A 25,520-nucleotide genomic window follows, 5' to 3' on the forward strand; every position below is an offset into this window, starting at 1 on the left:
GCCATTCCGTATTCGCCCCCGCACCGGTACACCCCTCACGGGGCAGCGCCGGAATGGCACTCGTGGCAGGGCGATTCTTTCCAATCCGAGCCGACATCGGCCGGGTGCTCGAACTCGAGGCCCGCGGCTGTGGTGGCGTACTGCTTTTTCTCGGGAGGCCCTTGTGCCCGAACGATGTGGCACAAGTTGCACTCACTGCGGATGATTCGGCCATCGTCGGCCGCGTGCTTTCCGGCATGGCAGCGAAAGCAGCCTGGCGAAAATAAATGGCTGGCGTGAGAGGGGTAGGCATCCCACCGCACCTTCATCTCCGGGAAGAAATTTTCTGCATAAATCCGCTGCAGCTCGCGGACTGCCCGACCGATAGCATCGGTCTCTCGCTCGGCGACCTCGGGAAAGTTCGCACGGTAGTACGCTGGCAAACCATCCGCGATTGCGGCCAGCGCCGTCGCTCGATCAGGGTAATCCTCGGTTAGCAGCTCGATCGCTTCTTGTTTCAGCGAGGGCAGCCGCGGATCGAGCACACCCGCGGCCAAGGCCTCGTTTACAGTATCGCGAGGCGAACGGAATACGTGGGCGGGACGGTTGTGACAGTCGATGCAGTCCATCGTACGCCACTTCGCATCCGGCGGCGGATCCCCCTCAGCCTCGGCGGAACGGTAGAGTACGCGCTCACCGGTCGAGCGGTTCGTCGCCCGCACCCACAAGATCGTCGAACGGCTTTCATCCCCGGCGACGTATTCCACCACGTTCTCAACCTGCATGTGCCAGTGAATACCACTAGCGGCCGGTGTACCCGGCCGTCCGCCGCCGACCAGCAATTCCAGGTCAGTTTCCCAGCGGCTGTTTTGCTCGTCGGCTAAGAAGTACACGTAACGGCGCCCGACGACGCCGTACGATTTTTCCGGCCAGTGGCAGGTTTGGCATGTCTCCGTAGCGGGGCGCAAGTTGTGAATCGGCACGGGAATGGGGCGCGCGTAGCGATGGGTGAGGTAGGCATACAGTTGCCGCACCCCGGAGACTTTCGACCGAATGTACCAGTCGGCCCCCGAGCCGACATGGCACTCCACGCACGCGACCCGCGCGTGCGGCGAAATCTGATAGGCAGCGTACTCCGGCCCCATTACATGGTGGCACAACGCCCCGCAAAACGTCACCGACTCAGTGGCCTCGTACGCTTGGAAGGCACCGAACGCCGACAAGAACAAAAATCCGGTGCCCGCAGCGGCTGCGCCAGCCACCGCCCGACGGGTCGCGGCGCGATTCAAGTCGATCACCGGCCACTCTAACACCCAAGGCGCCCCGGTGCGCTTCCAGCGCCGCCAGCTCCACCACCAGCCTACCGGCACCAGCGCCAAACCGAAGAGCAAAAAAGCCGGGGTTACGATGAAGATGACAATGCCCGCATACGGCGCTGAAGGACCGGGGGCTAGAGTGTCGTACAGCCACAGGAACACGAAGGCGACCAGGGCGAGAGCAGCAATGGCCCAGCCGGCCGTCGACAGGGGATTTCGCCACAAGGACGGACGCTCGCTCATGGTCGCACCGAAAACCCCAAAGCATGCGGGTGGCAAGTGAAACAAGGGAACGTGAAGTGCGGCTCTCCGCCGCCGTCGCTGCGGAAGAAACGCGTGGCTGTGTGGCACACTTCGCAAAGCCCGGATCCGGGCTCGGACACGCTGGTGAAGCCCGCATCGTCTTGTCCGCGCAGGTTTTCGAGGCGGAGCGGGCGCTCGCCGCCAGCGGGGGACACGATCCGATCACGAATCAGGAACAAGTTCGGGCTCCCGTGCGGTTGGTGGCAGTTGGCACACTCGGAGTCAGTGCCAGAAGCGGGGTCGTGGTGGGTCTTGCGCTCGCTGCCATGACACTCGACGCACGCCACGATGGACTGATGTCCCTCGCCATAGCGAGCGCCCGTGTTCGCCATGTGACACTTCTCGCACTCAATTACCAGCGTGCCATGAGTGAACTGCCAGGCGCGGTCGGCCGTGCTGCTATGACAAAACGTACAAGTCCCGAACACGCGCCGCGCACCGCTGTCGTGCGCTACACCGACAAAGCTCGGCACCAACTCCGCTGTTGGCAACGACCGATGTGCCGGACCGAAATCGCCGAGCCGCTGATCATGGCAAACGACACAGCCCAGCTCGGCCGCATTGCTGGCAGCCACGCGCTCAGACAAGTCGCGATGGCAGTACGCACACGTCCCGAAGGGCTGCCAAATCCCAAGCGCGTGGTCCGCACCGACGAACGCCGGCACCAGGGTGGCGTCAGGCATCCGTCGATGCCCCGGCCCGTAGACACCCGCCGTCACTTCTCGATGGCACACGGTGCAAGACAATTCCGCCGTCACCGGCGCGAGATTCGTCGCCAGTTGGGCGTGGCAATAGGCACAACTTCCCGAGCGCGCCACCGCAGCGCTCGGCCGATGGGGATCCGCAGGTGGATTGGGCACCAGCGCCGACGACGGCCGGCGGCGATGTCCCGGCGCGAACATGCCCGGGAGGGCATCGGCATGGCACGTGTCGCAACGAACGTCCGACGGCGGCCCAAGCACACTTTCCAGCGCGCGCGTCTGTTCGTTGTGGCACAAGGCGCAAGCGCCCCAAACCCGCTCGGGCCCCGGGGCGTGGGGGTCGGCGGCCGGCACGGGCACGAGATCCGGTCGGGGTAAATCGAAGTGTCCGGGACCGAACTGCCCGGGAATTTGCTCACGGTGGCAGGTGCTGCAAGCGAGCCCCTCTGCCGCCCCACCCAAGGCGTGCATTTGTTGTGCAACCTTGTTGTGACACAGGGCGCACGTTCCCCAGGTGCGCTCTGCATCAGGTCGATGCGGCTCGCTCGGTGGGTTCGGCACAACGGTGGCCGGGGGGAGGGTATAATGGCCGGGACCGAAGCGGCCGGGCGTTTGCTCGCTGTGGCACGTGCTGCAGGAGAGCTCGAACTGCGAGCCGAATGCCTCTTGCAGATCGCGCGCGACCTGGTTGTGGCAAAGTGAGCACGAGCCCCAGGCGCGTTCGTCACCGAGAGCGTGCGGGTGTGTTGCAGGTTCGGGTACGACCTCGTCTCCGGGCAAAGTGAAATGGCCGCGACCAAACTGACCTGGGGTTTGCTCACGATGGCAGGTGCTGCACGCGAGCTCACGGGCGACCGGGCCGAGGGCCTGCATTTGTCGCGCGACCTCGTTGTGGCACAAGGAACAAGAACCCCAGGCCCGTTCCGCCCCAGGAGCATGGGGATCCGCTGCCGCTTGCGGAACGATGCTGGTGTTCGGAAGGCTGCGGTGTCGGGGGCCGAACGCGGCGGTGATTGCAGTCGGGTGGCAGGTTTCGCAGCGCACCGTGTCGGCAAACGCGAGCATCGCTCCACCGGTGGCATTGTGGCAAAAGGCGCAGGCGCCGAACACGGCTTCTGCTCGCAGGCGGTGGCCAGCCGGGGGGAAGGAAGGAACGAGCACCGTGGAGGGAATTGCGCGGTGTCCAGGACCGGCAACCCCCGGGCGCGCATCGGCGTGACAGGTGGTACACGCGAGCACGTTGGCCACCGGTAACACGCCGTTGGCCTCGTCGGCATGGCAAAATGCGCAAGTGCCGAAAGCGGTCGCGACCGGCGGCGGGCTGCCGGAATACTGCGGAGCGCCCGGGTCGCCGCAACTCGTGGCCAGCCAGGCGATCCCGGCAATCGTGAGGGAACGCACGCGAATCACCGCCCGCCTCCCTCCTTTTCGTGGCAAGCCACGCAAAGTTCGTTGCCGCCAATCGGCAGCCGCAAAAAGCCAGTGGATTTGGGCGCGAACGACCACTCGACGTCTCCGGCTTCTGCTCGGGTGGCGAGCAATGCGTGAATCTTCTCCTCAAGCGCCTGGCGGATTTCCATTGCCAGGCCCTCGCTCGGGAGCGTGCGTGGGGCGGCCAAAGTCACCTCGTCAACGCGCGGGTCGTGAAACAAGTGACAAGTCCCACAGTACATGCGGCCGTCCTCAGCGAGCGGGAACTCCAGCCGTACCTTTTCCTTAGGTGGCAGCAAGCGCTCCACTTGCGCTGCGGTGGCACGCAAATGCTCAGCCGAGCCACTGTGCAACGTGCGGTCGTGGCAGCTCAGGCAGGTCTCTTCTTTCGAGGAGAGCAAGTTTTTGTCCTCGTCGTGGCAAATGGCGCACTTCTCCTCGTCAGCCTCCCCATCGGGCTTGAGCATCCAGTGGGGGTTGTCCTCGTTGCTCGCTGCCCGCGCGGGCGTGCTCAGCAGGAACAGCAACCATAGCCATACGACGCGTTTCATCGCCCGACTCCATTGTCGCCGTGGCACGCGCTGCAGCTTGCCTCGCCCTGGTTTGCAACGACCTGGCGGATAAACGTGAGGTCCAGGTCGGGGATGCCGGTGCGATTCACCAGGTGTAGCTTGTGTGGCGGGTGGCAAGCAAAACAGTCGGCACGGCCCCAGCCTGAGGGATGTTCCTCCGCAACCAAAATCAACCCCGCAGGCGACTCCAACAAATTTCCGTAGTTCTCGCTGGTCGGAGGCGCATCTTCCCCGCAGGCTGCCAGCCAGCAGACAAACACGACTCCCCATAGCCGTCGCATCATCCGCCCCCTCCGATGCCGCTCATGCGATGGCACTGAATACAGAAATCCGCCCGGTGACAACTGCTGCATTGCATCGGGTTGGCCCACGCTTCGATGGAGTGAAAGAAGCGAAAACCACGCTCGTGGACACGGGTATCGATGGTGTCGCGGCGCGCGTGGCAGTCCGCGCACTCTTGCTCGTGGTGGCAATCTTGGCAGCGCTGGTTGTCGGCCTGGCTTACCGTGGCGTGTGCCGTTTGCCAGCCGGCACGATGATCGTCGGGAAGCAAAGGCCACAAGTTGCCGTGACAAGCGAGACACCGCCGCGGTGCCGCCAGCATTTTGTATTCGCCCGATAAATGGCACGAATGGCAGGCCGTGCTGCCGGGGTGGAATGCGTAGGCGGACAAAGTTTTCGCCAGCTCTTCATCGTCGGTTTCGATCCGCAAGGCAAAGGAGTGGCAGTCCACGCACACCACGCCGCGCTCCTGCAGGGCACGGCGATGCGCGGCGTGATCGAAGCGCTGCCGCGCATCGCGGGTGCTCATCCGCCTCGCTGCTTCGGTTCGCGGTTGCAGATAAGCAGTCGTCGGTAGCCATTGCCGGCAACCGCTAACTAAAGGGATTGCCACGGCGGCCACGAAAGCGACCAGGACCAGCCGACGCGTCACCCAGCCCACCCTCCTGGATAACGTAACACTGGACGTTCGATCGTAGGCGTCTGCCAGCCGTTGCGGTAACGGAGATTGTACGTGAGGAACAATCCGAGCCGGAATTCCCGATCGAAGCGCGGTGAGCGGTTGCCCTCGAAATTCACTTCCATCAACAAGCCCGGGGACAGCTCGTAGCCGACGCCTAAGCGACCACTCACTACCGTGTCCTGTTCATGAGTTCGCTTATCGAAGCGAGCAATCTCGATCTTGGTGCGAAACAAAATCTTCTGGTAAACGCGGTTCTCGTAATAGGCCCGCAGCGCAGCCAAGCTTCCGCCGCGGCTGTCGGTAACCGCAAACTCAGCGCGAACGACTTCCAGCCCGTCGCCTTCTGGAAGCCAGAGCAAACCCACGCTGCCCTGGTTGCCTTCCACCCCCTGTCCCGGAGATGTTTCGAACGATTGAAAGCCATAGTCGAGCGAGCACGACAAGTTTGCACGCAGTTGATACTGCAAGCCTGCCCGCGCTTGACGCAAGGCACTTACGGAAAAGAGCGAGAATAGCGGATCCGCGAAGCGGTCGAGTCCAGGCAAAATCGCGCCCGAGCGTTGCTCTGGTTTGTAATACGTTCCCTCGAGGCGAGCGAAAACGCGCGGATGCAGCACCAGCCCCGCACCGGCTGTGGCTTGTTGGAAATTCCGTTCCGCGGTGTCGTAAGCGGCCAAAGCGTAAGTCTGCGGACGCAGTGGCAACTGCGCAAATGATTGTGCCCAAGTAAGACCGGCAAGCTGGCTCACGCGCTGCTGCTCGCGTTGGACCTGGGCGAAACTCGCGACCAACTGCCCCAGCGGGCGCGATCGCCAACGCGCCGAACCACCGAACACTTGCTCGTCTTGCGAAACCAACTCAGGTCCGCGCAGCGGCTCGAAATAGCGCGGTTGTCCCCCGAATACGGAGACAGCAAGCGGACCGCCACGGTCGATGCGCAACCTCCCGGCATCGGCAACGGTGATCGCGCCAGGCACTTCGTCAATCAGTTGTCGGCCCAAGGAAAGCTCGATGCCGCGGATTGGCACACGGGCAAAGCCAAGGTAAAAGTCGGACGCACTGTCCGCCCGGCTCCAATCGCGCGCCAAGCGGAAATAGGTCTCTCCACCGACGCCGTGGTGCAGATCAGGAGCCAAGATTGCACCGTACAAGTTGGTCGGCGCTTCTGTGGAGTCGCGGGCAAAGCCCTCGCGCAGTTGGCTGTTTCCGGTCATACCCGCCGAGAAATCCGCAGCGCTCGCTCCGGCTGCCCACAGCCCTGCTACCGCAGCCCACCCGAGCACCACCCGAAACGGCCACCGCATTGGATTACCCGGCACTGCCGATTGCTCACGCGCCCGGCGACATGGTCTGCCTCGATCCGCTGGAACCCCTGCTTCGCTCGTGCACCAGCTTGCTTAAGCCATCTTCAGAACGCCCGTGCATGCGCACCCGAAACCGGGAACGAGCGTCCCTCCGCGTGGCAGACTGCACAGGCTTCGTGTCCGGCGCTTGTCGTTTGCGTGGCAGCATGGGCTTTGGCCACTGCACCATCGTGGCACGAGGTGCATGCCGATGTGATCGGTCCTTCGCGTCCGTCGACGACCTCGTTGCCAGTAACCGGATCGAGATGGGTGAGCAGCGAGCCCTTGGCAGGTCCGGGGAACGGCGGGATCAAATACGTGCTGGCCAGGTGGCAGGTGCGGCAATTGCGCCGATCGCCAGGGAACAGAACCTCGGAGAAATCGAAGCGCGTGAAGTTAACCGGTGGCGGGCCGAAGCCATACACGATGTAAGGCTTTTGCTCCAACTCTTCGCCGGTGTGGATTTTGTGAATCAGCACTTTGAAATCGATGGTGGCCGTAGCATCGCCGGCCGCTACCGCTGCTGAATCCCGCCGGCGGCGCGCCACGTCGGTTTGATCGGGATTGTGGCACATGACGCAGTACTCCATGGAGTTGCGGAGATTCCCGTGCACGCTGAAATCGACGGAAAAGTCGCCGTGGCACTGCGCGCAAAGCTGATCATCCACGACTGCCCGACGCACCACTGGCGCAGAGCCGTCGACGCTAAAGGTCACCACCGGGTTCGATGCCGCTTCCTGAAACGTCTTCGGGCCAATCGGATCGATCCCCGCCAAGGTGACCTGCCGCCGCGCCTCAGCGCCGATCGCCCAGGTGCCGCTTGCACTCGCAGGGATGGGGAACGGGAAGCGGTAAGTAAAGAGGCCGCTCTCGTCGGGGCCGGCCAACGTGCCTGACGCCCCTGCCCCGGCGGCTACCGCCACGAGCATGCTTGCGTACTCTGTCGTGGGTCCACTCAAGGTAAAGGCCAATCGGTTAAGGCGGGAGAGATCGGTCAAAGCAGTGCCATTGCGGTCGGTCACCCGGAACGACACCGTCGGCCTTTGTCCAGCACCGTGATCGCGAAGGCCGACGATGTTCACTGCCAAGCCAGCAAGCTGGCGCGAGCGACCCGGGACCACGTGCGCACCAGCAACGGAGACATCGAATTCTCGCCCGGAGTCGGCCTCGTGGCAAAAAGCACAGTCGCCATCCTCGAACCCACGTCCTTGGAAGTGATTGGTTCCCGGCTCGCCCGCTGCAGTCGGTTGCGTGGATGGATTCACATCGTCGTGGCATGACGTGCAAGCTGCAGTGCTCGGGCGGGTAAGGTGGTATGAAGCCGTGGCGCCGTCGCTGTGGCATACAGCGCAGTACTCGATGGCACGCGGGAAGCCGACACCAGTGACCGTTCCGTCCGCATGCTTTTCGGCAAACACGATATCCTGGCGCTGAAAGCTGCTGTAGATGGCGTACTTGGTTCCCGGCGGCCCGGAAACAACCGAGGGCAGCTCCTTGCCGCGGTGAATTTTATGCACCATCACGCCCATATCCACGCTGCGCCCGCGTTCATCCACGGCCTCCTGGGTGTGGCACAGCGTGCACAGGCGGAGTTCGCGCCGATTGCCGTGGGCAACGAGAGGATCGTGGCAACTATTGCATTGTGCCGTGGTGCTGCCGGCGCGAATTTGCGGAGTGCCACCCCCCGGCACGAAGTCGAACACCGGGTTGGCGCTACGCTGCACGCCCTCGAGGAGTCGGTCGACTTGCAGTCCGACGGTGTAGGTGGCACCGGCAACCACATTTTCGAGTGTCCGCCGGAAGGTGTAGCGGTAGAGACCGCGGGTGGCGTCCACCGTTTCCAGCGTGCCGCCCGAGTCGTACGCCGGCCGCGTGCGGTTGATGTCGTTCACATACCGGTCAAAGGAGCGGTTGAACTCCCCGCCGCCGGCGTACTCTTCGATGTGCGCTAGCGTAAAACGCACCCGTGCCTGCGCCGGGTTTTGCGTCGCAGTCAAGACTGGAGTGAGAGGCGTGCCATCGTCCGCCGTCAAGGTAAACAGCACGCGCAAGCGGCGGCTGTCATCGAAACTTGCGTCGACAATCGCGGATTTCACCCCTTGGCCCACGGGTGTGGGGAGAACGATCGGGGTGGCCGTCCGCGATGCAGTGGGAGAAGGAGTTTCCGGTGGCGATGGAGTCGGCGTCGCCGTGAACGCTGCAGCCGTGGGCGTCGGTGTCGGCTCGGCCACGGTAGGACTGGGAGAAAAAGGCGCGATCGTGGGCGTGGGCGTTGGCTCCGCGGCAGTAGGGGTCGCGGTTGGCGACGCCTGCGGGCATCCCTGCAACACGGCGATCACTGCTTGCAGGATCTCCTCGATGGAGACCGTTTGATCCCCATTGCTGTCGGCTGCCGGGCAGGCGGCGATGGCAGCCGAGCCGAGCGCGATGTTCACAGCAGTCACAACTTCGTCCACCGTCACCTCGCCATCGCCATTGCAATCGCTGACGCAGATCGCCCCTGCTGGTCGAGAGGATGCACCCAGGGCAAAAGCTACCACGGCCGCAATCACGAGCCCTTCGAACCACCGCATAGCCGATCCACTCATGCACGTTCCCCCTTTCCTCAGATGAAGTGCTACCCCACGCCAGCGATGCGGCTGCGGGCAGCAAAGATCCCGCAACGCGCCCCAAATGAATCGCGAGACCTGACCCGGGAGTGCTGCCTTCATAGCATCTAGCTGCCATATCCAGGCCAAGTCGTGAAGGGGTTTTCCTATTTTTCTTGCTGGCAATTGGTTTGTGTCGAGCGGTGATTTAGTGGTACGAGAGCAGCGCTATGCCAGGGTTTGGTCGTGCGGCGTCGGCGCTGTTCTTGGGTTGCGCATTTTTCGCGGCTGGAGCGCGGGCGCTCTGTCCGGGGGATTGCAACCGCAACGGTGAGGTCACCGTGGATGAAGTGATCCTCAGCGTGCGCTTGGTCCTACAGGAAGAGAGCCTTGGAGCGTGCGCGGCGGCGGACGCCAACGGCAACGGTGAGGTTACGGTAGACGAAATTGTGCGCGCGGTGCGCGCGGTGCTGGAGGGCTGTCCCGGGTCGGTGGTCTACTACGACCGCGAAGACCTGCGCCGCACGAATCCGTTCCCGGATGACTACTGGCTCGCGGACGATGCGAATCAGCCGACGGGGGTGCGGTTGAACATTGCGCCCCCGGTTGCCACCAGCGATGTAAACGGCATCTTCCGCATTTTGCTCCGCGAGGTAAACCGCCTCGATGGCTTTAGCCCCATTGCCCATTTTGTCATCGAGCTGAGCGACGCGCCCGATCTCCAATCCCTGCCGCTTACGCCCGCGGAATCTTTGGAAAGCGGGCAGAGCATCGGCTTGTTCGATCTCACCCCTGGATCGCCCACGTTCGGCCAGCGCGTGCCGTTTCGGATCATGGTGCGCGATGAAGCCAGCGTGCTCGGCGTGCGCAGCCACAGTCTCTTGCTCTTCCCTTCCATCTCGTTAACGCCGGGGGGACGGTACGGCTTGGTGGTGGCTGCGCCGCTGCGGAATGTCGCGGGAGAGCCGTTTCGCCCCACGCCGTTTTTCCGGCGCGTGCTCGGAGCCGAGCAAGCGGGCGACAGCGCTGCGGTACGCAAGGTGCGAGCGCTCAGCCGTGAGGTGCTCAGTGTGGTCGCAGAGCGAGAACCGGCGCTTGCGAGCTCTGCCTTGCTAGCCGTTCGCTTGTCGGTGCGCAGCATGCGCAGCATTGCTGACGACTTGCTGGCCATCAAAGAGCAGGTGGACAACGCCCCGCCGCCTCGATTCGAGGTCTCTCTGGTCACGCCGGAAAGTTCACCGACGAGTGCTGTGGCTGCCATTGTGCGAGGCACCTGGGAGGCGCCGGATTGGCGCGACGGCTTGTACTTGGCGCGCGACGCCAATGGGCGCCCGCGGCAAACCAAGACCAATCGCGTCGGCTTCGTTCTGGCGTTGCCCAAAGCCAGCCTGGAGCGGCCTGCGCCCATTACCATGTACCAGCATGGCAACCCGGGAAGCGCGGAGCGTGAGGTGCCCATCGAGGCGCGCGATTATCTGGCAAGCGCGGGATTTGCGGTGGCAGGGTTTACCGACAATTTGAATCGCGAAGTCAGCGCCGGCGCAACCAACCAGGAAGAGGCCATTGTGCGGCAGGTGACCGCAGTGTTCTTCGCTCTCGTGCAAGATCGCCGCATCCCCGATTACTGGACGGAGCTCAACGCCGAACAACTGGCTTTCGTGCGCTTGCTCAAAAGCCTCGGCTCGTTGGACGTGCTGCCGGTGGGGGCGCCGGACGGAGTGCCGGATCTCGATCCTTCGCTGCCCCTTACCTACGTAGGCATCAGTCAGGGTGCAAATTATGCCCCGGGCTTGTTGCCGTACGCACCCGAAATTGGCGCGGCTGCGTTGGTAGTTGGCGGGGCGCGTCTCACGGAAACGTTGATCCACCAGCGGCCCGATGACTTCGTGCGTCTGCTCGGCCAAGTGTTCCCCAACATGACGCCGGCCGATATTTGGACCGCCATGTCGCTCTTCCAGCACGGCTTCGATCGGCAAGACGAACACAATCACGGCCGTTTTTTGTATCGCGAACCGTTGGAAGTGGCCGGCACACGCAAAAAAGCGAGCGTGTTGCTCACCGAGGGCTTGGAAGATTCGCTAGTTCCCAACCACACCACCGAAGCCTTGGCCTGGCTCATGGGACCCATTCCCCACCTTGCCCCGGTGCAACGCCCGGTGCCGTTTTTGTCAGTCGTCAGCGGACCCTTGCAGGGCAACATCGATGCCCAGACCACCGCTGCCTTTTTCCAGTTCGTCCCCACCGGAATTCCTAATCTACCCCCGACACCCGGCTGCGCGGCACTCTCGCCGGCCATCGGCAGTGAAGGCCATTACTGTGCGCAAGACGCAGCCGAAGCCCGCCGCCAACGCATCGAATTCCTGCGCTCCGCCCTAGAAGGAGCGGCCCCGCGCATCATCGACCCGTTCGCTCCGTAGGGAGTTTTGCAGCCGGCCGCTACCGAACATCCATTGAATCGAGGCGATGCATGCCGGCGCGATGCTCAATCCCGCATGCCCGGCAAACCTCCGGGCGACACGCACCGTGATCGGCCAAGGTGGCGGCAACGCAGGCGTCGCCCGAACGGTCCGATGCGCTGCATGCGGGCGGCGGGGCGAACATGTTGGAGGCGAGGGCCGTGCGCCCGGAGAGGGCCGAGGTGGCGGTTCTCAGCGGCACACTGATTTGTAGAGAGCGTCTAGGCGGGCGCGGAGCTCGTGGTCACTGAGGCCAGGCATGGCTGGCTTGAGCTCTTGTAAGCGGGCACACGCAGCTTTCGTGGCGCCATTTTCCTGATCCAAGCGGGCGAGTTGGTATTGACCTTCGTACCAGGGGGCATCCCCCGGCCGGGCCGCTTCGGTGTAGCGCTTCCACAATTGCACGGCCTCTTCGCGGCGGCCGCGCGCTTCTACCAGGCGCGCCAGTGCACGCAGCAACGGCAGCGAATTCGGTTTGGCTTCCAACGCTCGACGATAAAGCTGCTCGGCGCGTTCGAGGTCTCCAGTGTTTTCGTAAAGGCGCGTCAAGGTCAGTTCGCCGCTTTCGTTCAATGCGCCCGCTTCCGCCAGCGCACGGTACAACTGCAGCGCCACCCTCTGAGCAGCCACGTCGGCACTGGCATCGCCGGCATTGCGCAGGGCGGTGCCCTTGCGGATGAACTTGATTGCTAACTGTTCCACTTCCTCTTTTCCGTACTGCTGCAGGAGCTTGGCCCCGTTGCGGCCGGCTTCCTGTTCCGCGGCCGGGAACTGCGCCAGTTCAGCCAATGCCAACAAGCGCAGCCGCACCACCGCGGGTACAAGCTCCGCCTGCTGCGGGTAACGTTGCTCGAAGCCATCCAACATTTGGGCAATCGCCTGCCAATTGGGTTCCGGCTGCCAACTTTCCCACGCGGCTTGCAGCAACACGAGCTTCGCCCGCATGCTGCTCAGCGCCTGTTTGTCCATGGTCTTGCCTTCCTCCGCGCGTGCCAGCTCAGCACTCAAGGCCCGCAGTTCCTCGCCAACCTCTTGCATAGCCGACTCGCTCGGACGCCCTCTCGTTCCGAGCAAAGCCACGCGACACTGCAACGCACCGAAGCGAGCGCGGAGCTTGAATTCGGCATCGCCGGTAACGTTGCGGTAGTACTCGAGCGCCTCGGCGCACTGCTGCCGGCGCTGCAGGAGCTCGCCAAGGCGAAAATACGCTTCGTAAGCAAATCGGTGCTGGGGGAAGCGTTCTACGTAATCGCGCAGCGCCCGTTCGTATTCGGGCGTGTCCGCCGCTTCGGGTTTGTCGGCGGCAAGCTTCTCGCGGGCTTTAAAGCGCAAGTAGGCAGCTTCGGCCGCGTCTTCTTTCCGTTGCAGGGTGAGGGCTTGCTCGAGCTCGCGAGCCGCTGCCTCCCACGAACCGAGCTGAAAATAGGCCAAGCCCAGCAAATACCTCCGCTCGGCGTCGAGAGCAGGCGAAAGTTGCGTCCCTTTGGCCATGTCCTCCAGAGTGCGCACGGCCTGCGTGAACTCTTTTCGCTGCAACATCATCTTCACTAGCTCCAAACGCGCCCGCGGGCTGGTGGCATCTTGCGCGTACTTGGTGGGATCGTCCACCGATGCGAGCAGCAACTGCTGCGCTCGCTCTTCCCACGCCCCACCGGCACGCCGCACGCGTTCCAGCAAGGCCACGGCTTCCTTGCGCTGGCGTTCGCCGTCCGGGCCCGCGCTTTTCTTCGCCAGCTCGAGCAATGCACGAGCCCGCAAAAATAAAGCGCGGGGATCTCCGCTATCGGGTCCAGCGAGTGCGGCGGACACCTTCACCGCTTCGGCGTAGCGTCCGTTGCGCACTAAGCCATCGAGGAGCGCAAGCCGTGCCTTCAGGCGGCGGTCGGGCGGGTTTTGCGGGTCATCGGCAACTGCTTGCAAGTCCTCGATCGCAGCGTCGAACTCGCCAAGCTCGAGGGCACACAACCCGCGGCCGAGCAAGCTTTCTCGTTGTAAGTCGGTGGTCTTCTCCCCGCCGAGAAAGCTCGCGAAACCGCTCGCCGCCTTTTCGAGCAGCGCCTTGCGCTGCGCCCCGTCGAACAGGCGAGCGCCGTAAAACCGCACCCAGTTCAAGTAATACAACGCCTGCGCGCCGATCGCTTGCCCTTGGCGATACTCCGGGGAATCGTAAAGCGCCTCGAGGTCGCCATCTTCCTCGATGACCCTTTTCACCATCCGTTCGAGCTGGCCGCCGGTTTTTTCGTAAATCGCTTCCAACGGCTGGCTCACGGTACGGTACGCTTCGAGCAATGTGGCGCGATCCTTTCCTTCGGTGCCGCTTTGTATCCCGCGGTCCATCAACGCGATGAACTGGAGCGCCGCAGGGCCGAGACGTTCCACTGCGGCCTGCAAGGCTGCCGGCTCCGCCGGTGGCTGACCAGCAGGCCAGTGGGCAATCGCGCGCCGAACCTCGGCTTGGATCTCGCTCGCGCTTTGGGCGTACACCGCGGCGCCCCCGAAACCTGCAAGGAGCGCGCAGGCAAGGGCAGCCGCGCAGCGTGGGACCACGAAACTCACAGAAGCTCCTTCACGTACTTTGCCATTTCAGTTTTCCAACGAGAGCCGAACGTCAGCTCGAGGATGGTCCGCATCAGCACCTTGTTGTTTCCGAGCTGGACCATCTCCCCGCCGCCGAGTTTGCTCAGTTCGCCGAACACGCGCGCCACCTCTTTGTAATGCTCGGGCATGGGTGACGGCTTGTACGGCTCGCTGCCGTGCAAAGAGCGCCACATGAAACGATCGAAGATTTCGTGCGATGGTTGGGTCACGTCAATGGCGCTGAAGTACCCGCCTTGTTGGCGAAACTCGCGCACGATCCGTTTCACTTCGTCGACCTCCCACGAATGCGGCGGAGCATCGCCGACCAAAATGATCACCTTCTTTGCTTGCTTGCGCCACTTGAGCTCGTGCACCGCGGTATCGAGTGCATCTTTGACGGCTTCCTCCCAATCGCCCCCACCGCCGGCTTGGATGGTGGAAAGAAAGTCGACCAACTTTTGGGTGTTGAAACTCAGGTCGGTCCATTTGACCACGTAGTCGTCGCCCTTGTCCCGAAAGACGACGATGCCCACGCGTGTGGTCGGCACCAATCTTTGCAGGGTGGCAACGAACTCCTTCAAACGTCCGCGAACTTCGTCGATCACGAACTGCATGCTGTGGGTGGTATCGATGACCAAAACCACATCGAGCCCCACCTTGCGCAATCCGCCCACGTACTCGCCAAAGCGCCCGCCGAGGCCGCCAATGCCACCTCCGCCCGCGCCAAACGACACCGGCACCGCCATGTCGACTACCGGTCCACCAATTTTCGGCCCGAAGCCCCCGATGCTGGGCAGTTCCGGTGCACGCACCCCTTGCACCGCGGGGCTTCCCGCCTGCGCCTTTTGCGGGAGTGCAGTCTCGGGCTTGAGCGCCCCAGCCACATCCCGCAGGGAATCGGCACCTTCGAAGACCTCCTCACCGGGAACCGCTTCCTCCTCCACTTTTACGCGGATTTGTTCGATCTTTTGAATGACCGTCAGCGTGACCGTCGCGAATACGAACAAGAGCCCCACGTGCACCAATCCCGACACCACGAACCAACGGGCGGTGCGCCCCGGGCGCGGCGCCCACGGATCGAAAGGTTTTTGCGGCGAAGCAGGTGCAGCGGGCATAGAGAGCAGGCGAGCTTAGTTCAGACGCCGTCGCTCAGCGGCAATGGCAATTTGCGTGGCCCCGGCTTTTTGGGCAAGCGACAGGATTTTCACCGCTTGACCAAAGAGCACATCGCGATCGCCCTCGAGGACCACGGGCACGTCAGGCCGCGCTTGGATGAGCTGGCGCAGCGTGTCTTCGAGCTGCTCGTAGGGAGTGAGTTGTGCGTTCACGTAAATGTCGTTCTGAGGTGTCACCGTGATCGTGATTTCCCGCGGTTGCGCGGCGGTGGCATCCACTTCCGGTAGGCTGATCTTGGCTCCGGACTCGACCATAGCCGCGCTGGTGACCATGAAGATAATCAGCAACACGAGGAAAATATCGGTGAGCGGCGTGATGTTGATTTCCGAGACAATGCCCTTGAGGCCACGATGCCGAGTACTAAACGCCACGGGCCTTCCTCCCTAGGTGGATGGCATCGAGAACACGATTGCACGCAATCGTGAGCGCAGCTTCGATGCGTTCAATCTGGGTTTGGAAAAAGTTGTAAAACACGAGTGCAACGATGGCGACGCCTAGGCCCAAGGCCGTGGCCACGAGCGCTTCGGAAATCCCGGCGGCGACTACAGAAAAGCCGCCGCTGCCCATCACCGCCATGCTGTGAAACGCTTTGATAATGCCCACCACTGTGCCGAACAGACCAATAAACGGCGCGGAGCTGCTCACCGTGCCAAGCACCCAAAGCGGCCCCTTAAGAGCTTCGATCTCTTCAAAGCGCTTGTCCTCGGTCAAATCCGACAAGTACTCGAGCGAGTCGGTGGCGTGCCGCGCAATCACGTCGGAAAAGATTCGCCCGGCTGGCGTACTCGCTTGAGCTTGTGTCGCTTGGAGTGCGGTTTGGAAGTCGCCGCTTTCCAGCGGCGAGCGGATGGCCTCAGCCAATTGCAAGGTTTGCGGAATGATTCCGCGCAGCGACCACGCGCGTTCTAGGATAATCGTTACCGTTGCCACGGAAAACGCGAGCAAGGGGTAGGTGGCAATCCACCCTTGCTGAATCATGTCGAGTACACTTAGACCCTCCACAGTGCTTCCTCCTGACAAACGCTATCTTGTGCGAGCCATGCGAGTTTCATCGGGGCAAATTAGCGAGGGGAACTAGGTAGCGCGATACGGGCAAGGATCGGCGCAACACGATCGGGCAAGACGCCGCCATTACCTGGGCCTCGCTCCTCAGCGCAGGCCGCTACTGAAAGGCACCGCCGGTGGCAAGCATAAAGCGGCGGACCTGCTCCAACGGCCACCTGTGCGGTTTGCCGATGGGTGCCAACTGCACCGCGATCCGCGAACGGCGCCGATCGAGTCGGCCAGTGGCCAAGCCGATCGATGAACAGGTGAGGCTGGATGCTTTGGCAGAATTCGCTTGCACGGGGCCAACACTGTTGTTACGCGGCTGCATAAACGCATGGGGTCGGATGTTGAGCGGAGCGCGCAGCTCAAGCTGCGTTTTTGGGGAGTGCGGGGAAGCTATCCGACTCCGGGGGCCAGCACTGCTCGTATCGGCGGCAATTCGGTGTGCATGGAGGTCGAGGCGGGCGGGGTTTCGCTCGCGTTCGACGCTGGCACTGGCCTCATTGCCCTGGGGCAGCGGCTCGTCAAGGAGCGCACGCGTGGCACGGTGCACGTGTTTCTCAGCCACTACCATCACGATCACATCGAGGGACTGAGGTTTTTTCAACCAGCGTACCACCCCAACTGGCGCACGGTGGTTTACGGCCCGGCCTTGCCCGGTGCGCGGGTCGAGCAGGCATTGTCGTTAAGCATGGCGCCGCCATTTTTTCCTGTGGCCCTTCACGAGTTATCCGGCGTCGTCAAACTGCACTCGCTGCATCACGGGCAAGAGGTACGCCTCGGCACCAAGCCTGCGGTGAAAGTGCGCCTATTTGTGAGCCGAGCGCACCCAAAACTGGGCGTCGGCCTCTATCGCGTGGAGTGCGCGGGGAATAGAGTCGTATACGCCACCGACATCGAAAGCGCACGGGGCGGACTGGAAGACGTGGTCACGCTCGCCCGTGGTGCCGATGTTCTCGTACACGACGCCCAGTACACCGACGAGGAATACCGCGACGCCCTGCGCAGCCGTGTGGGCTGGGGTCACAGTACGGTGGCCATGGCTTGTGAGGCGGCGCGCTTAGCCGGCGTGCGGCGGCTCGTTCTGTACCATCACGACCCGAGTCACGACGATGCCACAATGCGCGCCCTCGATCGTGATGCCCGCCGTTTGTTCCGCGCTAGCGTGATTGCGCGGGAGGGCATGGAAATAGAGGTGAAGTAGCCTTGTCTGCGCTCCGGTCCGCATCGCGCGTGCAACCGTCAGCCCTCTACCGCTGCGCCGCCGGTCGGCGACGCCCGAACGCGCAGGTCTCGCTGGCAAGCGTCGCTGGCACTCGATTGGCATTTAGAAAGGTCGCCATGCATTCCTTCCGGCTCACAACGCTCTTCGCTGATCGACAGCAGGGGAACGCTGCAATCTCTGCGAGCGAATGGGGGAGTTTGCCTTCCCGTGCAATCCTGGGTCTGCAGTGGGTCTGTTTCGGAATTTGCCTGCCGGCCTTGGCCATTTTCGCCGCGAGTCCAAGGTTACTCCTGGCCGACCCTGGCCTACCTTCTGCAGCACCCGTGGTCGCTTCACCCGCACCCCCAGCGGTGCTGCTGGGTACTGGCGACGAGGACGGTGACGGCACTTGGGAGGAACGCCTGCTCCGCACCCTGGCTGAGTACTCGCTCCACGCTGGCACGGCTGCGGGCACGCTGCATCGCTGCCCAGAGGGTGGCGCGCTGCGGCCGGCGTGTCGCCCCGGTGAGCACCGCACCGTGGTGCGAACCGAGTTCCAAGGTTGCCGCGTTAAAGTGGAAGGCGGGGCGGTACTCGGTGCCACTGGGGAATTGATCCTGGCTCTTCCGGTTGAGGATGCATGCAACGGCCACGGGCGACAAGCCTGCGGTACACTCACGGTGGAGACCTTGCGTGCGGTCGGTACTGTGGCTGATGAGACTGGTCAAGTGCTCCGGGTCATCGATTTCTCGACTCTGCCGCTGCCGCGAACGGTCGTGGTGCCCTGTGCAGGCGGAAATACCGCTCGTGCTCCGTAGCGACACAGCAAGAGGACCCGACTGGATGCCGCGGCTTCGCCGTGATCCTTCGAAGTGTTCAAGCACTCCGGGGTCGACCGTCGCCCGGCCCAATTGACCAAAACGCGGACGAGGTCTTTAGCCGCGCTTGTTGCCAGGGTCGCGCCGCTGCGGAGGCGATTGCAGCGAGGGCCCGGCTGGCTTGGGCTTGAACGGCTAACCGCCGACTAGCGCAGGCGGCGGCCTAGATCGTCGAGCAAGCGCTCCGCGCCCAAGCGAGCGAGTTCCTCAGCACTGAACCAACGCGGACCAGCACGCCAAAACATCCACCAGTTGAACAAGTTCGCTGTCAGCGGCTGTTGGGTTTGATCGAAGCGGCTTTGCCACAGCACCTGGCCCGATTTCACGGAGACCAGCGCTAGTCCGAACGACACACTGGCGGGCTTCTTCGCACCGTACGGTCCGCCCTCCCGTTCGACGAAGCGCTCCACCGTGCCGTACAGCACCGCATCGGCGCCCACCGCTCGCCCTAAGGCGACGGCGCGTTGCTCGACGGGAAGTTTCCGGTCCACCTTGCGCAGCGCCTCGATCACGGCGAGGTCCGGGACAAAACGAAAGCGGGGATTTTCCGCGAGCACGGCGTAAATCTGCGCGGTGACTGTTTGCTCCGCACCTTCGGGGAGGCGCACATGGTCCGCCTCGGCGCGTTCCAACGGCAGCACGGCAATCAGCTCTACCGGCTCCTCCAGGGGCGGAGCCGAACGCAACCTCGCGCATCCCCCGAAGAAGGCTATGCACACTGCGGCGGTGCAGATGGTTCTCACAGAGCGGCGCCGGCGGCCATCCATACGCTCAAACCGTCAGTTTGATGCCCAGTTCCCGCAACTGCTTGGGCTCGACTTCGCTCGGGGCATCGGTCAGCAGGCACACGGCCTTTTGTGTCTTAGGAAAGGCAATCACATCGCGGAGTGACTGCGCACCAGAAAGCAACATCACCAGGCGGTCGAATCCCAGGGCAATGCCGCCGTGAGGCGGCGCACCGTAAGCCAACGCGTCGAGCAAGAAGCCGAACTTCTGCCGGGCTTCTTCCTCGCTGATGCCGAGCAAACGGAACACGCGTTGCTGGATGTCCGGCCGGTGAATTCGAATGCTGCCGCCCCCAAGTTCCGTACCGTTGAGCACGATGTCGTACGCCAGCGCTTTCACGCTCGCCGGGTCCGACTCCAAGCGCTCCCAGTCCTGCTCGCGGGGCGACGTAAATGGATGGTGCACGGCCACGTAACGCCTCTCCTCCTCGTCCCACTCGACGAGCGGAAAGTCGGTCACCCAAACAAACTCCCAGCGATTGGCGGGGATCAAGTCGAGCTGATGGGCAAGGTGCAAGCGCAAGTGCGCCAGAGAATCGTTGACCACTTTGGGGTGGTCGGCCACGAACAGCAGCAAATCCCCAACGCTCGCACCGCAGGCTTGCTCGATGGCTGCTTTCTCTGCGGCGGACAGGAACTTGGCGATGGGAGATTGCCAGCCGTCGCTTTGCAGGCGCACCCACGCGACGCCTTTGGCACCAAACGGGGCGACGATTTCCGGCAAGCCATAGAGTTCGCGCCGCGACAACCGGTCCCCGTCGGGCAAGCGCAGCACCTTGACGATCCCGCCCGCTTCCAACGCGGCGCGGAACACCTTGAATTCGCTGGTGCGCAGTGCCGCCGAGACATCGGTGAGCTCCAGGCCGAAGCGCAAGTCAGGGCGATCGATGCCATAGCGCGCTACAGCTTCGTCGTAAGTGAGCCGGCGCACCCTGGCAGGAAAATCCACGCCCGCCAGGCTGCACGCGGTGCCCAAAATCCCTTCGGTGATGCGCATCACATCTTCGGGCCGCACGAACGACATTTCCAAGTCGATTTGCGTAAACTCCGGCTGGCGATCGGCACGCAAGTCTTCGTCGCGAAAACAGCGGACAATCTGAAAATACCGGTCGAACCCTGAAACCATGAACAGTTGCTTGAAGAGCTGGGGAGACTGCGGCAAAGCGTAAAACTTTCCGGGGTTCACCCGGCTCGGCACCAAGTAGTCGCGCGCGCCCTCCGGCGTGCTGCGGGTGAGGAACGGCGTCTCGAGTTCGACGAAGCCTTCGCTGTCCAGGTAATCCCGTACGGCTTTCGCTAAGCGGTGGCGAAACAGGAAGCGCTGCTGCATCTCCGGCCGGCGCAAATCGAGGTAACGGTATTTGAGCCGGGTCGCCTCCGCGACCTCGCCCGCGGCATCCAACGCAAACGGCAAAGGGCGGGAGCGGTTCAACAACCGAGCTTCACTAGCTACGAGTTCCACTTCTCCTGTGGCAATGTTGGGGTTGGCGGTTTCCGCCGTGCGTTTGGCCAGCACTCCCCGCACCGCGACGACCGACTCGGTGCGCAGCGCCTCGGCAATGGCAAATGCTTGCGGGCCGCGTGCGGGGTCGAACACCACCTGCACCACGCCGGTGCGGTCGCGCAAGTCGACGAACACCAGCCCTCCATGATCGCGCCGCGCATCCACCCAGCCCATCAACGTCAGGGTTTGCCCGGCGTGCTCGGCGCGCAGGGTCCCGCAGTAGTGCGACCGGGTCCAGTCGCCCAACCCGGCCAGGCCTATCTCAGTGAGCTGTTCCTGTTCGTGCATGAGGTCACCGTACCAATTCTCGCGTTTCAGCCTTGGGCGGGCGCCGTGGGCTGCTCGCCCAGCGAAGCCAAGTAAGCACGCACCTCCGGCACCGTCCACCCGAAGCTCACGGCGTGGCGATAGTCACGTTTGCGCAACATATCGCGCACCGTGGCTGCCCCGGCTTCGAGTTCCGTTCCTCCCACGATGAGCACAAACGGCGCACCACACTTGTCCGCTTGCCGCATTTGGCTCTTCAGGCTCCGCGCCGCCGACCCCACTTCAGCCTTGAGCCCTTGCGAGCGCCAGCGATGTGCCAGTGCGAGCACGTGTTGTTCCGCCTCGGCGTCGAGCGGTGCCAAGAAAACTTCCAGCGGTGCGGCCAGTTGCTCGTCGATGGCCAAAGCCGAGGCCAGCAGCACCCGCTCGAGGCCAAGCGCAAAGCCGATGCCAGGCACGTCGGGCCCATCGAGGCTTTTGACCAAGCCATCGTACCGGCCCCCGCCGCCCACGGCATTTTGCGCACCTAGGCCCTCGGCTTTGACCTCGAAAGCTGTTCGCACGTAGTAGTCCAGCCCGCGTACGATCTGGGGGGCGAGCTCGTAAGGAATGTGCAACCGATCGAGGTAACGACGTACTGCTTCGAAGTGCTCCCGGCAGCCCGGGCACCAAAAATCCTCCATCACCGGCGCCTGCGCCATCAGCGCGGCGCAAGTGGCGACCTTACAGTCCAAGAGGCGTAGCGGGTTGCGCTCGAGGCGGCGCTGACAGTTCTCGCATAGCTCGCTGCGGTGCGCCTCGCCGAAGGCTCGCACAGCTTCGCGGTAAGCGGGCCGGCAAGCGGCGTCGCCGAGCGAGTTCACCTCGATGGTAAAGCGCCGGAGTTCGCAAGCCGCGAGCAGGTCGTGGAGCAGGGCAAGCACTTCGGCGTCGATGGCAGGATCTTCACGGCCAAGCACCTCCACGCCCACTTGGTGGAACTGTCGCAACCGGCCTTTTTGCGGCCGCTCGCGGCGGAACATCGGCCCAAAGTAGTAGAGCTTCGACACCGGCTCTTGCTGCCATAGCGCGTGCTCCACGTAAGCGCGCACCACACCGGCCGTGCCTTCCGGCCGCAAGGTCAGTGAGGTGCCGTCCCGATCCACGAACGTGTACATCTCTTTTTCAACAATGTCCGTGGTGTCGCCGATGGAACGCGTAAAGAGCTCCGTGCGCTCCAGGATCGGGATGCGGATTTCGCGAAAGTGGTAGCGGGCAAACACGTCGCGGGCACGATCTTCCACCCATGACCAGCGCGCGCTCTCTCCCGGCAGGATGTCGTGGAACCCCTTGACGGAAGCGATTTTCATTTTGGGACCTTGCGCTGCAGGGTGCCGCTCGGTAACAGAGGGTTTTCTGCAAGTCAACGAACGGTCCACGCCCGTGGAGCACAACGGCAAGCTCACACGTCGGTTTTGGCACCGCACCGTATCCGGTGCCGCGTTTCGTTGGCTGTGGATGGTGTGGATCGCGCTTCTCGTGGGAGCGCACGCGGCAGGGGCAGAGCCCGTGTGTTGCCTCTGTGTGTTCACCAACGAGAACAACGAAGTGTTTTCCTTTTGTGGAATGTCCGATCCGCAAGGGAACTGTGGGCTCGGATGCGACCCGGTGCCGAACGCCGACTGTGTGCAAGGCACCTGCGTCCTGTTCACTGCCACCCCGACGCCCACGTTTACATCGACGTCCACGCCCACGCCGACACCGAGCGCCACGCCGTCGTTTACTCCGACGAACACTCCGGTGCCGACGGCCACCCCCACGCTGACGCCTACGGCAACCGTGACCCAAACCCCTACGCGCACGCCCACGCGCACGCCCACGGCGACGAACACCCTCACACCTACACGGACGCTGACCCCGACCGTCACCCAAACACCCACGGTTACGGCCACGCCGACGATTACGCCGACGCCTACGATGACCCCCGGGGAGCGTGATTGCTGCCAGGTTGTGCTGGTGGGTCAACTCGCTTGTGCGGCACCGCAAAACAACGACTGCGGCCCGGGCGTGATTGTTTACGGCGCCACCTGCCTCGACAGTGGCGCTTGCGCCACGTTTACGCCGACGTTCACTCCTACCGAAACCCCGACCACGACCGCTACGCCGACCCTGACCCGGACGCCAACGCTGACCCCCACATCCACGCCCACGCTCGGAGCCAACGACTGCTGCCAGCTTGTTTCCTCGGGCTCGCAACTGTTTTGCGGTGTGCCCGTGAGCGCAGCCTGCCCGCCAGGCGCCACGCCGATTTACGGCGCGCAGTGTGTCGGGGGCGCGTGTGTCACCTTCACCCCCACAATTACGCCGACGCCGACGATTACGCCGACGCCCACGAACACACCGGTGGCATTCCCCACATCCGGTCCCAACTGCCTCGCCCTGGCTCCGAGTGGGCCGGCTGAAGCCCCGGCAAACTTCGCCTTCAACTGCAGCCAAAATTGGCAATGCGTGGGCGGCAATGATGGCGATGCCACGTATGTGTTCTTCAATCAGGACACGGCGGCGCTCGGCCCGCGGATCGACATGTACAACATCGAAGATGTCACGCCGCGCAGCGAACGCATTGTTTCTGTCGACGTACACGTGGTCTCCCGCTCGCTGAATGGCAGCCCTCGCAGTACCACCGCTCCTTTGTTGCGCGGTGGCACGAGCACCATCTTCGAAGGGCCGGCACGTGTGCTCACTACCCAGTACACCGACTACTCGAATCGTTTTTGTCAGCGCATCGCCCCGACGCCGGGGCCGCCCCCATGCTTGAACCCTGCCTTTGGCGCGGAGTGGACCTGGGCAGATATCAACCGCATGCAAGCAGGAGTAGCGCACCAGGTGGGTAGCAACGATGTGGTGCGCACAACCAGCGTTTGGGTGGAGGTTTGCTGGGAGGTGCCCAGCCCGACACCAACGAGTACGCCGACTCCTTCGGCCTCACCCACCTTCACACTAACCTTTACACCTTCGCCGACCCTGAGTTTTACCACCGCGCCGACATTCACGCTCACACCCACGATCACGCCGACTTGGTCGCCAACGCCCACCCCCTCGGTGACGCCGACCGAAACCCCCAGCCCGACGGCTACGGTGACGCCGACGTTTACGGTGACCTACACACCTTCGTCGTCTCCAACCCCCAGCTTCACAGCGACGGCAACGCCCAGCCGGACGGTAACCGCCACGCCTTCGCGCACGACAACGCTCACGGCCACCACCACGCCCTCGGCGACGTTTACGGCAAGCGCCACCAGCACTCCAGTTCCTTCATCGACGCCAACGTACACACGTACTGCCACTCGCACTCCCACCATCACGAGTAGCCCGCTTCCCAGCAACACGCCGACGCTCAGCGCGACACCTTCGTCCACGGCAACAAACACAGCCTCGCCGACAGTCACGGGCTCACCACCGACAGCGACGCCAACCCCGGAGCCGCGCATCCCCTTCTTGTTCGGCTCGGGGAACAATCAGTTCTCCTGCATCTTCGACCTGGCCACCGCGCTTGGTTTTGATTCTGCGGTCACGAGTCTTGCCCAAATCGAGACGATGGACCCACTCTTCCAGCGGCAGCTCTTCCAAACGATCTACGTGGCGCCCGACCTCAGCCTCGACGACTACGCCGTGCTGCAACGTTTGGTCGCACCTGGTGGAATGATCGAGCGTTTCGTTGCTGATGGCGGTGTGGCGGTTATTCACGTGGCCGGCCGCTTTAACGACCAGAACAACGTTGCCCCGGGAGGCGTTGGGTTTCAGCGCACATTCCCCCACGACGCTGAAACCATTGTTTCACCGACTCATCCGTATTTCGTCGGGCAGGGCTTCGGGGGCGTGGCCCTCAGCGAGAGCGACTTTCAAGGCTGGGGCAGCACAGACGAAGGCGTGCTGACCAACCTACCGGCAAACGCAACCGTGCTGCTGCAAAACGCTGACGGACCAAGCCTGGCCGAATACGTTTATGGGAACGGCCGAGTGATTGTCAGCAGTGTGGCGTTTTGTTGGGACGGGCGGCCACGCTCCGCCGGAGCAGCGATGACCAATTTGCTTCGTTACGCGCCGTTCTTCCAAGGTAGCGCACTCACGCCCGCACCCACGGTTACCCCCACCGGCACCCCTACACCGACCTTCACGCGCCCCGCCACGCGAACACCGACACCCACTCGCACCCGCACCCCTACGCGAACGCCAAGCTCCACGCCAACCGCGCTTTACCTCGTCGGCGACACCGATGGGAATGGCGTGGTGAATGCAGACGATCTTTTGTACCTGCTGGCGGTGTTGTTCGGCGAGGTTCCCGAAGTGCCTGAGGCTGACGTGAACCGTGACGGGCGAGTGACGGCAGCGGACGTCACCGGGCTGCTGCAACTGCTGGACGCTCTTGGCCGACGCTAAGCGCTCAGCA

At 63.3% G+C, this 25,520-nt stretch carries 18 protein-coding genes; 4 read left to right on the plus strand and 14 right to left on the minus strand.

The window, feature by feature from the left end; translation table 11 throughout:
- Nucleotides 1-35 precede the first annotated feature (35 nt).
- The 7 genes from N3C12_01805 to N3C12_01835 all read right to left on the minus strand — a co-directional run bounded on the left by N3C12_01805 (nucleotide 36) and on the right by N3C12_01835 (nucleotide 9,197).
- On the minus strand, nucleotides 36-1,538 hold the full coding sequence (locus tag N3C12_01805; GenBank protein MCX8071175.1) for a NapC/NirT family cytochrome c: 1,503 nt from the start codon (nucleotides 1,536-1,538) through the stop codon (nucleotides 36-38).
- The gene (locus tag N3C12_01810) at nucleotides 1,535-3,709 is read right to left on the minus strand and encodes a hypothetical protein (GenBank protein ID MCX8071176.1); all 2,175 of its coding nucleotides are present in this window, start codon (nucleotides 3,707-3,709) and stop codon (nucleotides 1,535-1,537) included. Before N3C12_01810 ends, N3C12_01805 begins: the two co-directional genes overlap by 4 nt.
- Nucleotides 3,706-4,281, minus strand: a complete 576-nt coding sequence (locus N3C12_01815; protein MCX8071177.1) for a hypothetical protein — start codon at nucleotides 4,279-4,281, stop codon at nucleotides 3,706-3,708. The genes N3C12_01810 and N3C12_01815 overlap by 4 nt, the downstream gene beginning before the upstream one ends.
- On the minus strand, nucleotides 4,278-4,586 hold the full coding sequence (locus N3C12_01820; protein MCX8071178.1) for a hypothetical protein: 309 nt from the start codon (nucleotides 4,584-4,586) through the stop codon (nucleotides 4,278-4,280). Before N3C12_01820 ends, N3C12_01815 begins: the two co-directional genes overlap by 4 nt.
- Entirely contained in the window at nucleotides 4,583-5,113 is a 531-nt protein-coding gene (locus N3C12_01825) for a hypothetical protein (protein MCX8071179.1), read from the minus strand. Before N3C12_01825 ends, N3C12_01820 begins: the two co-directional genes overlap by 4 nt.
- A gap of 119 nt (nucleotides 5,114-5,232) precedes the next feature.
- Complete coding sequence (locus N3C12_01830) at nucleotides 5,233-6,570, minus strand: hypothetical protein (protein ID MCX8071180.1); 1,338 nt, start codon at nucleotides 6,568-6,570, stop codon at nucleotides 5,233-5,235.
- Nucleotides 6,571-6,674: 104 nt separating this feature from the next.
- Entirely contained in the window at nucleotides 6,675-9,197 is a 2,523-nt protein-coding gene (locus N3C12_01835; protein ID MCX8071181.1) for an OmcA/MtrC family decaheme c-type cytochrome, read from the minus strand.
- 230 nt (nucleotides 9,198-9,427) lie between these two features.
- Between N3C12_01835 and N3C12_01840 the strand changes: the two genes are divergently transcribed.
- Complete coding sequence (locus N3C12_01840; GenBank protein ID MCX8071182.1) at nucleotides 9,428-11,614, plus strand: hypothetical protein; 2,187 nt, start codon at nucleotides 9,428-9,430, stop codon at nucleotides 11,612-11,614.
- 231 nt (nucleotides 11,615-11,845) lie between these two features.
- Here the strand turns inward: N3C12_01840 and N3C12_01845 are convergent, their stop codons facing one another.
- Genes N3C12_01845 through N3C12_01860 form a run of 4 tightly spaced genes read right to left on the minus strand, consistent with a single transcriptional unit; the run spans nucleotide 11,846 to nucleotide 16,384 of the window.
- Nucleotides 11,846-14,209, minus strand: a complete 2,364-nt coding sequence (locus tag N3C12_01845) for a tetratricopeptide repeat protein (GenBank protein MCX8071183.1) — start codon at nucleotides 14,207-14,209, stop codon at nucleotides 11,846-11,848.
- Nucleotides 14,206-15,345, minus strand: a complete 1,140-nt coding sequence (locus N3C12_01850) for a VWA domain-containing protein (GenBank protein ID MCX8071184.1) — start codon at nucleotides 15,343-15,345, stop codon at nucleotides 14,206-14,208. Before N3C12_01850 ends, N3C12_01845 begins: the two co-directional genes overlap by 4 nt.
- A 15-nt stretch (nucleotides 15,346-15,360) precedes the next feature.
- The gene (locus N3C12_01855; GenBank protein ID MCX8071185.1) at nucleotides 15,361-15,777 is read right to left on the minus strand and encodes a biopolymer transporter ExbD; all 417 of its coding nucleotides are present in this window, start codon (nucleotides 15,775-15,777) and stop codon (nucleotides 15,361-15,363) included.
- Entirely contained in the window at nucleotides 15,767-16,384 is a 618-nt protein-coding gene (locus N3C12_01860) for a MotA/TolQ/ExbB proton channel family protein (GenBank protein ID MCX8071186.1), read from the minus strand. The genes N3C12_01855 and N3C12_01860 overlap by 11 nt, the downstream gene beginning before the upstream one ends.
- 403 nt (nucleotides 16,385-16,787) lie before the next feature.
- On the opposite strand from N3C12_01860, the gene N3C12_01865 reads away from it, so the two are divergent.
- Both N3C12_01865 and N3C12_01870 read left to right on the plus strand, forming a co-directional pair.
- On the plus strand, nucleotides 16,788-17,657 hold the full coding sequence (locus N3C12_01865) for an MBL fold metallo-hydrolase (GenBank protein MCX8071187.1): 870 nt from the start codon (nucleotides 16,788-16,790) through the stop codon (nucleotides 17,655-17,657).
- Nucleotides 17,658-17,794: 137 nt separating this feature from the next.
- Nucleotides 17,795-18,475, plus strand: a complete 681-nt coding sequence (locus tag N3C12_01870) for a hypothetical protein (protein ID MCX8071188.1) — start codon at nucleotides 17,795-17,797, stop codon at nucleotides 18,473-18,475.
- A gap of 206 nt (nucleotides 18,476-18,681) precedes the next feature.
- Here the strand turns inward: N3C12_01870 and N3C12_01875 are convergent, their stop codons facing one another.
- The 3 genes from N3C12_01875 to hisS form a co-directional block, all read right to left on the minus strand.
- On the minus strand, nucleotides 18,682-19,221 hold the full coding sequence (locus N3C12_01875) for a penicillin-binding protein activator LpoB (GenBank protein MCX8071189.1): 540 nt from the start codon (nucleotides 19,219-19,221) through the stop codon (nucleotides 18,682-18,684).
- Nucleotides 19,222-19,306: 85 nt separating this feature from the next.
- Nucleotides 19,307-21,112, minus strand: coding sequence for an aspartate--tRNA ligase (aspS, locus tag N3C12_01880; protein ID MCX8071190.1), 1,806 nt, complete (start codon nucleotides 21,110-21,112; stop codon nucleotides 19,307-19,309).
- A 26-nt stretch (nucleotides 21,113-21,138) separates the two neighbouring features.
- Nucleotides 21,139-22,440 carry a histidine--tRNA ligase gene (hisS, locus tag N3C12_01885; protein MCX8071191.1) on the minus strand — a complete coding sequence of 434 codons (1,302 nt, stop codon included), beginning with the start codon at nucleotides 22,438-22,440 and terminating at the stop codon, nucleotides 21,139-21,141.
- Here hisS and N3C12_01890 point away from each other — a divergent pair.
- Nucleotides 22,421-25,510, plus strand: a complete 3,090-nt coding sequence (locus tag N3C12_01890) for a dockerin type I domain-containing protein (protein MCX8071192.1) — start codon at nucleotides 22,421-22,423, stop codon at nucleotides 25,508-25,510. The two genes, hisS and N3C12_01890, sit on opposite strands and share 20 nt — an antisense overlap.
- The last annotated feature ends 10 nt before the right edge of the window (nucleotides 25,511-25,520 follow it).

The organism is Candidatus Binatia bacterium, assembly GCA_026415395.1.
GTDB lineage: Bacteria > Desulfobacterota > Binatia > HRBIN30 > HRBIN30 > HRBIN30.

Coding starts and splice junctions, on each gene's coding strand:
- N3C12_01830 (MCX8071180.1), bottom strand. CDS start 6,570: ATGCGGTGGCCGTTTCGGGTGGTGCTCGGGTGGGCTGCGGTAGCAGGG.
- N3C12_01815 (MCX8071177.1), bottom strand. CDS start 4,281: ATGAAACGCGTCGTATGGCTATGGTTGCTGTTCCTGCTGAGCACGCCC.
- N3C12_01805 (MCX8071175.1), bottom strand. CDS start 1,538: ATGAGCGAGCGTCCGTCCTTGTGGCGAAATCCCCTGTCGACGGCCGGC.
- N3C12_01865 (MCX8071187.1), top strand. CDS start 16,788: ATGGGGTCGGATGTTGAGCGGAGCGCGCAGCTCAAGCTGCGTTTTTGG.
- hisS (MCX8071191.1), bottom strand. CDS start 22,440: ATGAAAATCGCTTCCGTCAAGGGGTTCCACGACATCCTGCCGGGAGAG.
- N3C12_01840 (MCX8071182.1), top strand. CDS start 9,428: ATGCCAGGGTTTGGTCGTGCGGCGTCGGCGCTGTTCTTGGGTTGCGCA.
- N3C12_01870 (MCX8071188.1), top strand. CDS start 17,795: ATGCATTCCTTCCGGCTCACAACGCTCTTCGCTGATCGACAGCAGGGG.
- N3C12_01860 (MCX8071186.1), bottom strand. CDS start 16,384: ATGATTCAGCAAGGGTGGATTGCCACCTACCCCTTGCTCGCGTTTTCC.
- N3C12_01850 (MCX8071184.1), bottom strand. CDS start 15,345: ATGCCCGCTGCACCTGCTTCGCCGCAAAAACCTTTCGATCCGTGGGCG.
- N3C12_01825 (MCX8071179.1), bottom strand. CDS start 5,113: ATGAGCACCCGCGATGCGCGGCAGCGCTTCGATCACGCCGCGCATCGC.
- N3C12_01820 (MCX8071178.1), bottom strand. CDS start 4,586: ATGATGCGACGGCTATGGGGAGTCGTGTTTGTCTGCTGGCTGGCAGCC.
- aspS (MCX8071190.1), bottom strand. CDS start 21,112: ATGCACGAACAGGAACAGCTCACTGAGATAGGCCTGGCCGGGTTGGGC.
- N3C12_01835 (MCX8071181.1), bottom strand. CDS start 9,197: ATGAGTGGATCGGCTATGCGGTGGTTCGAAGGGCTCGTGATTGCGGCC.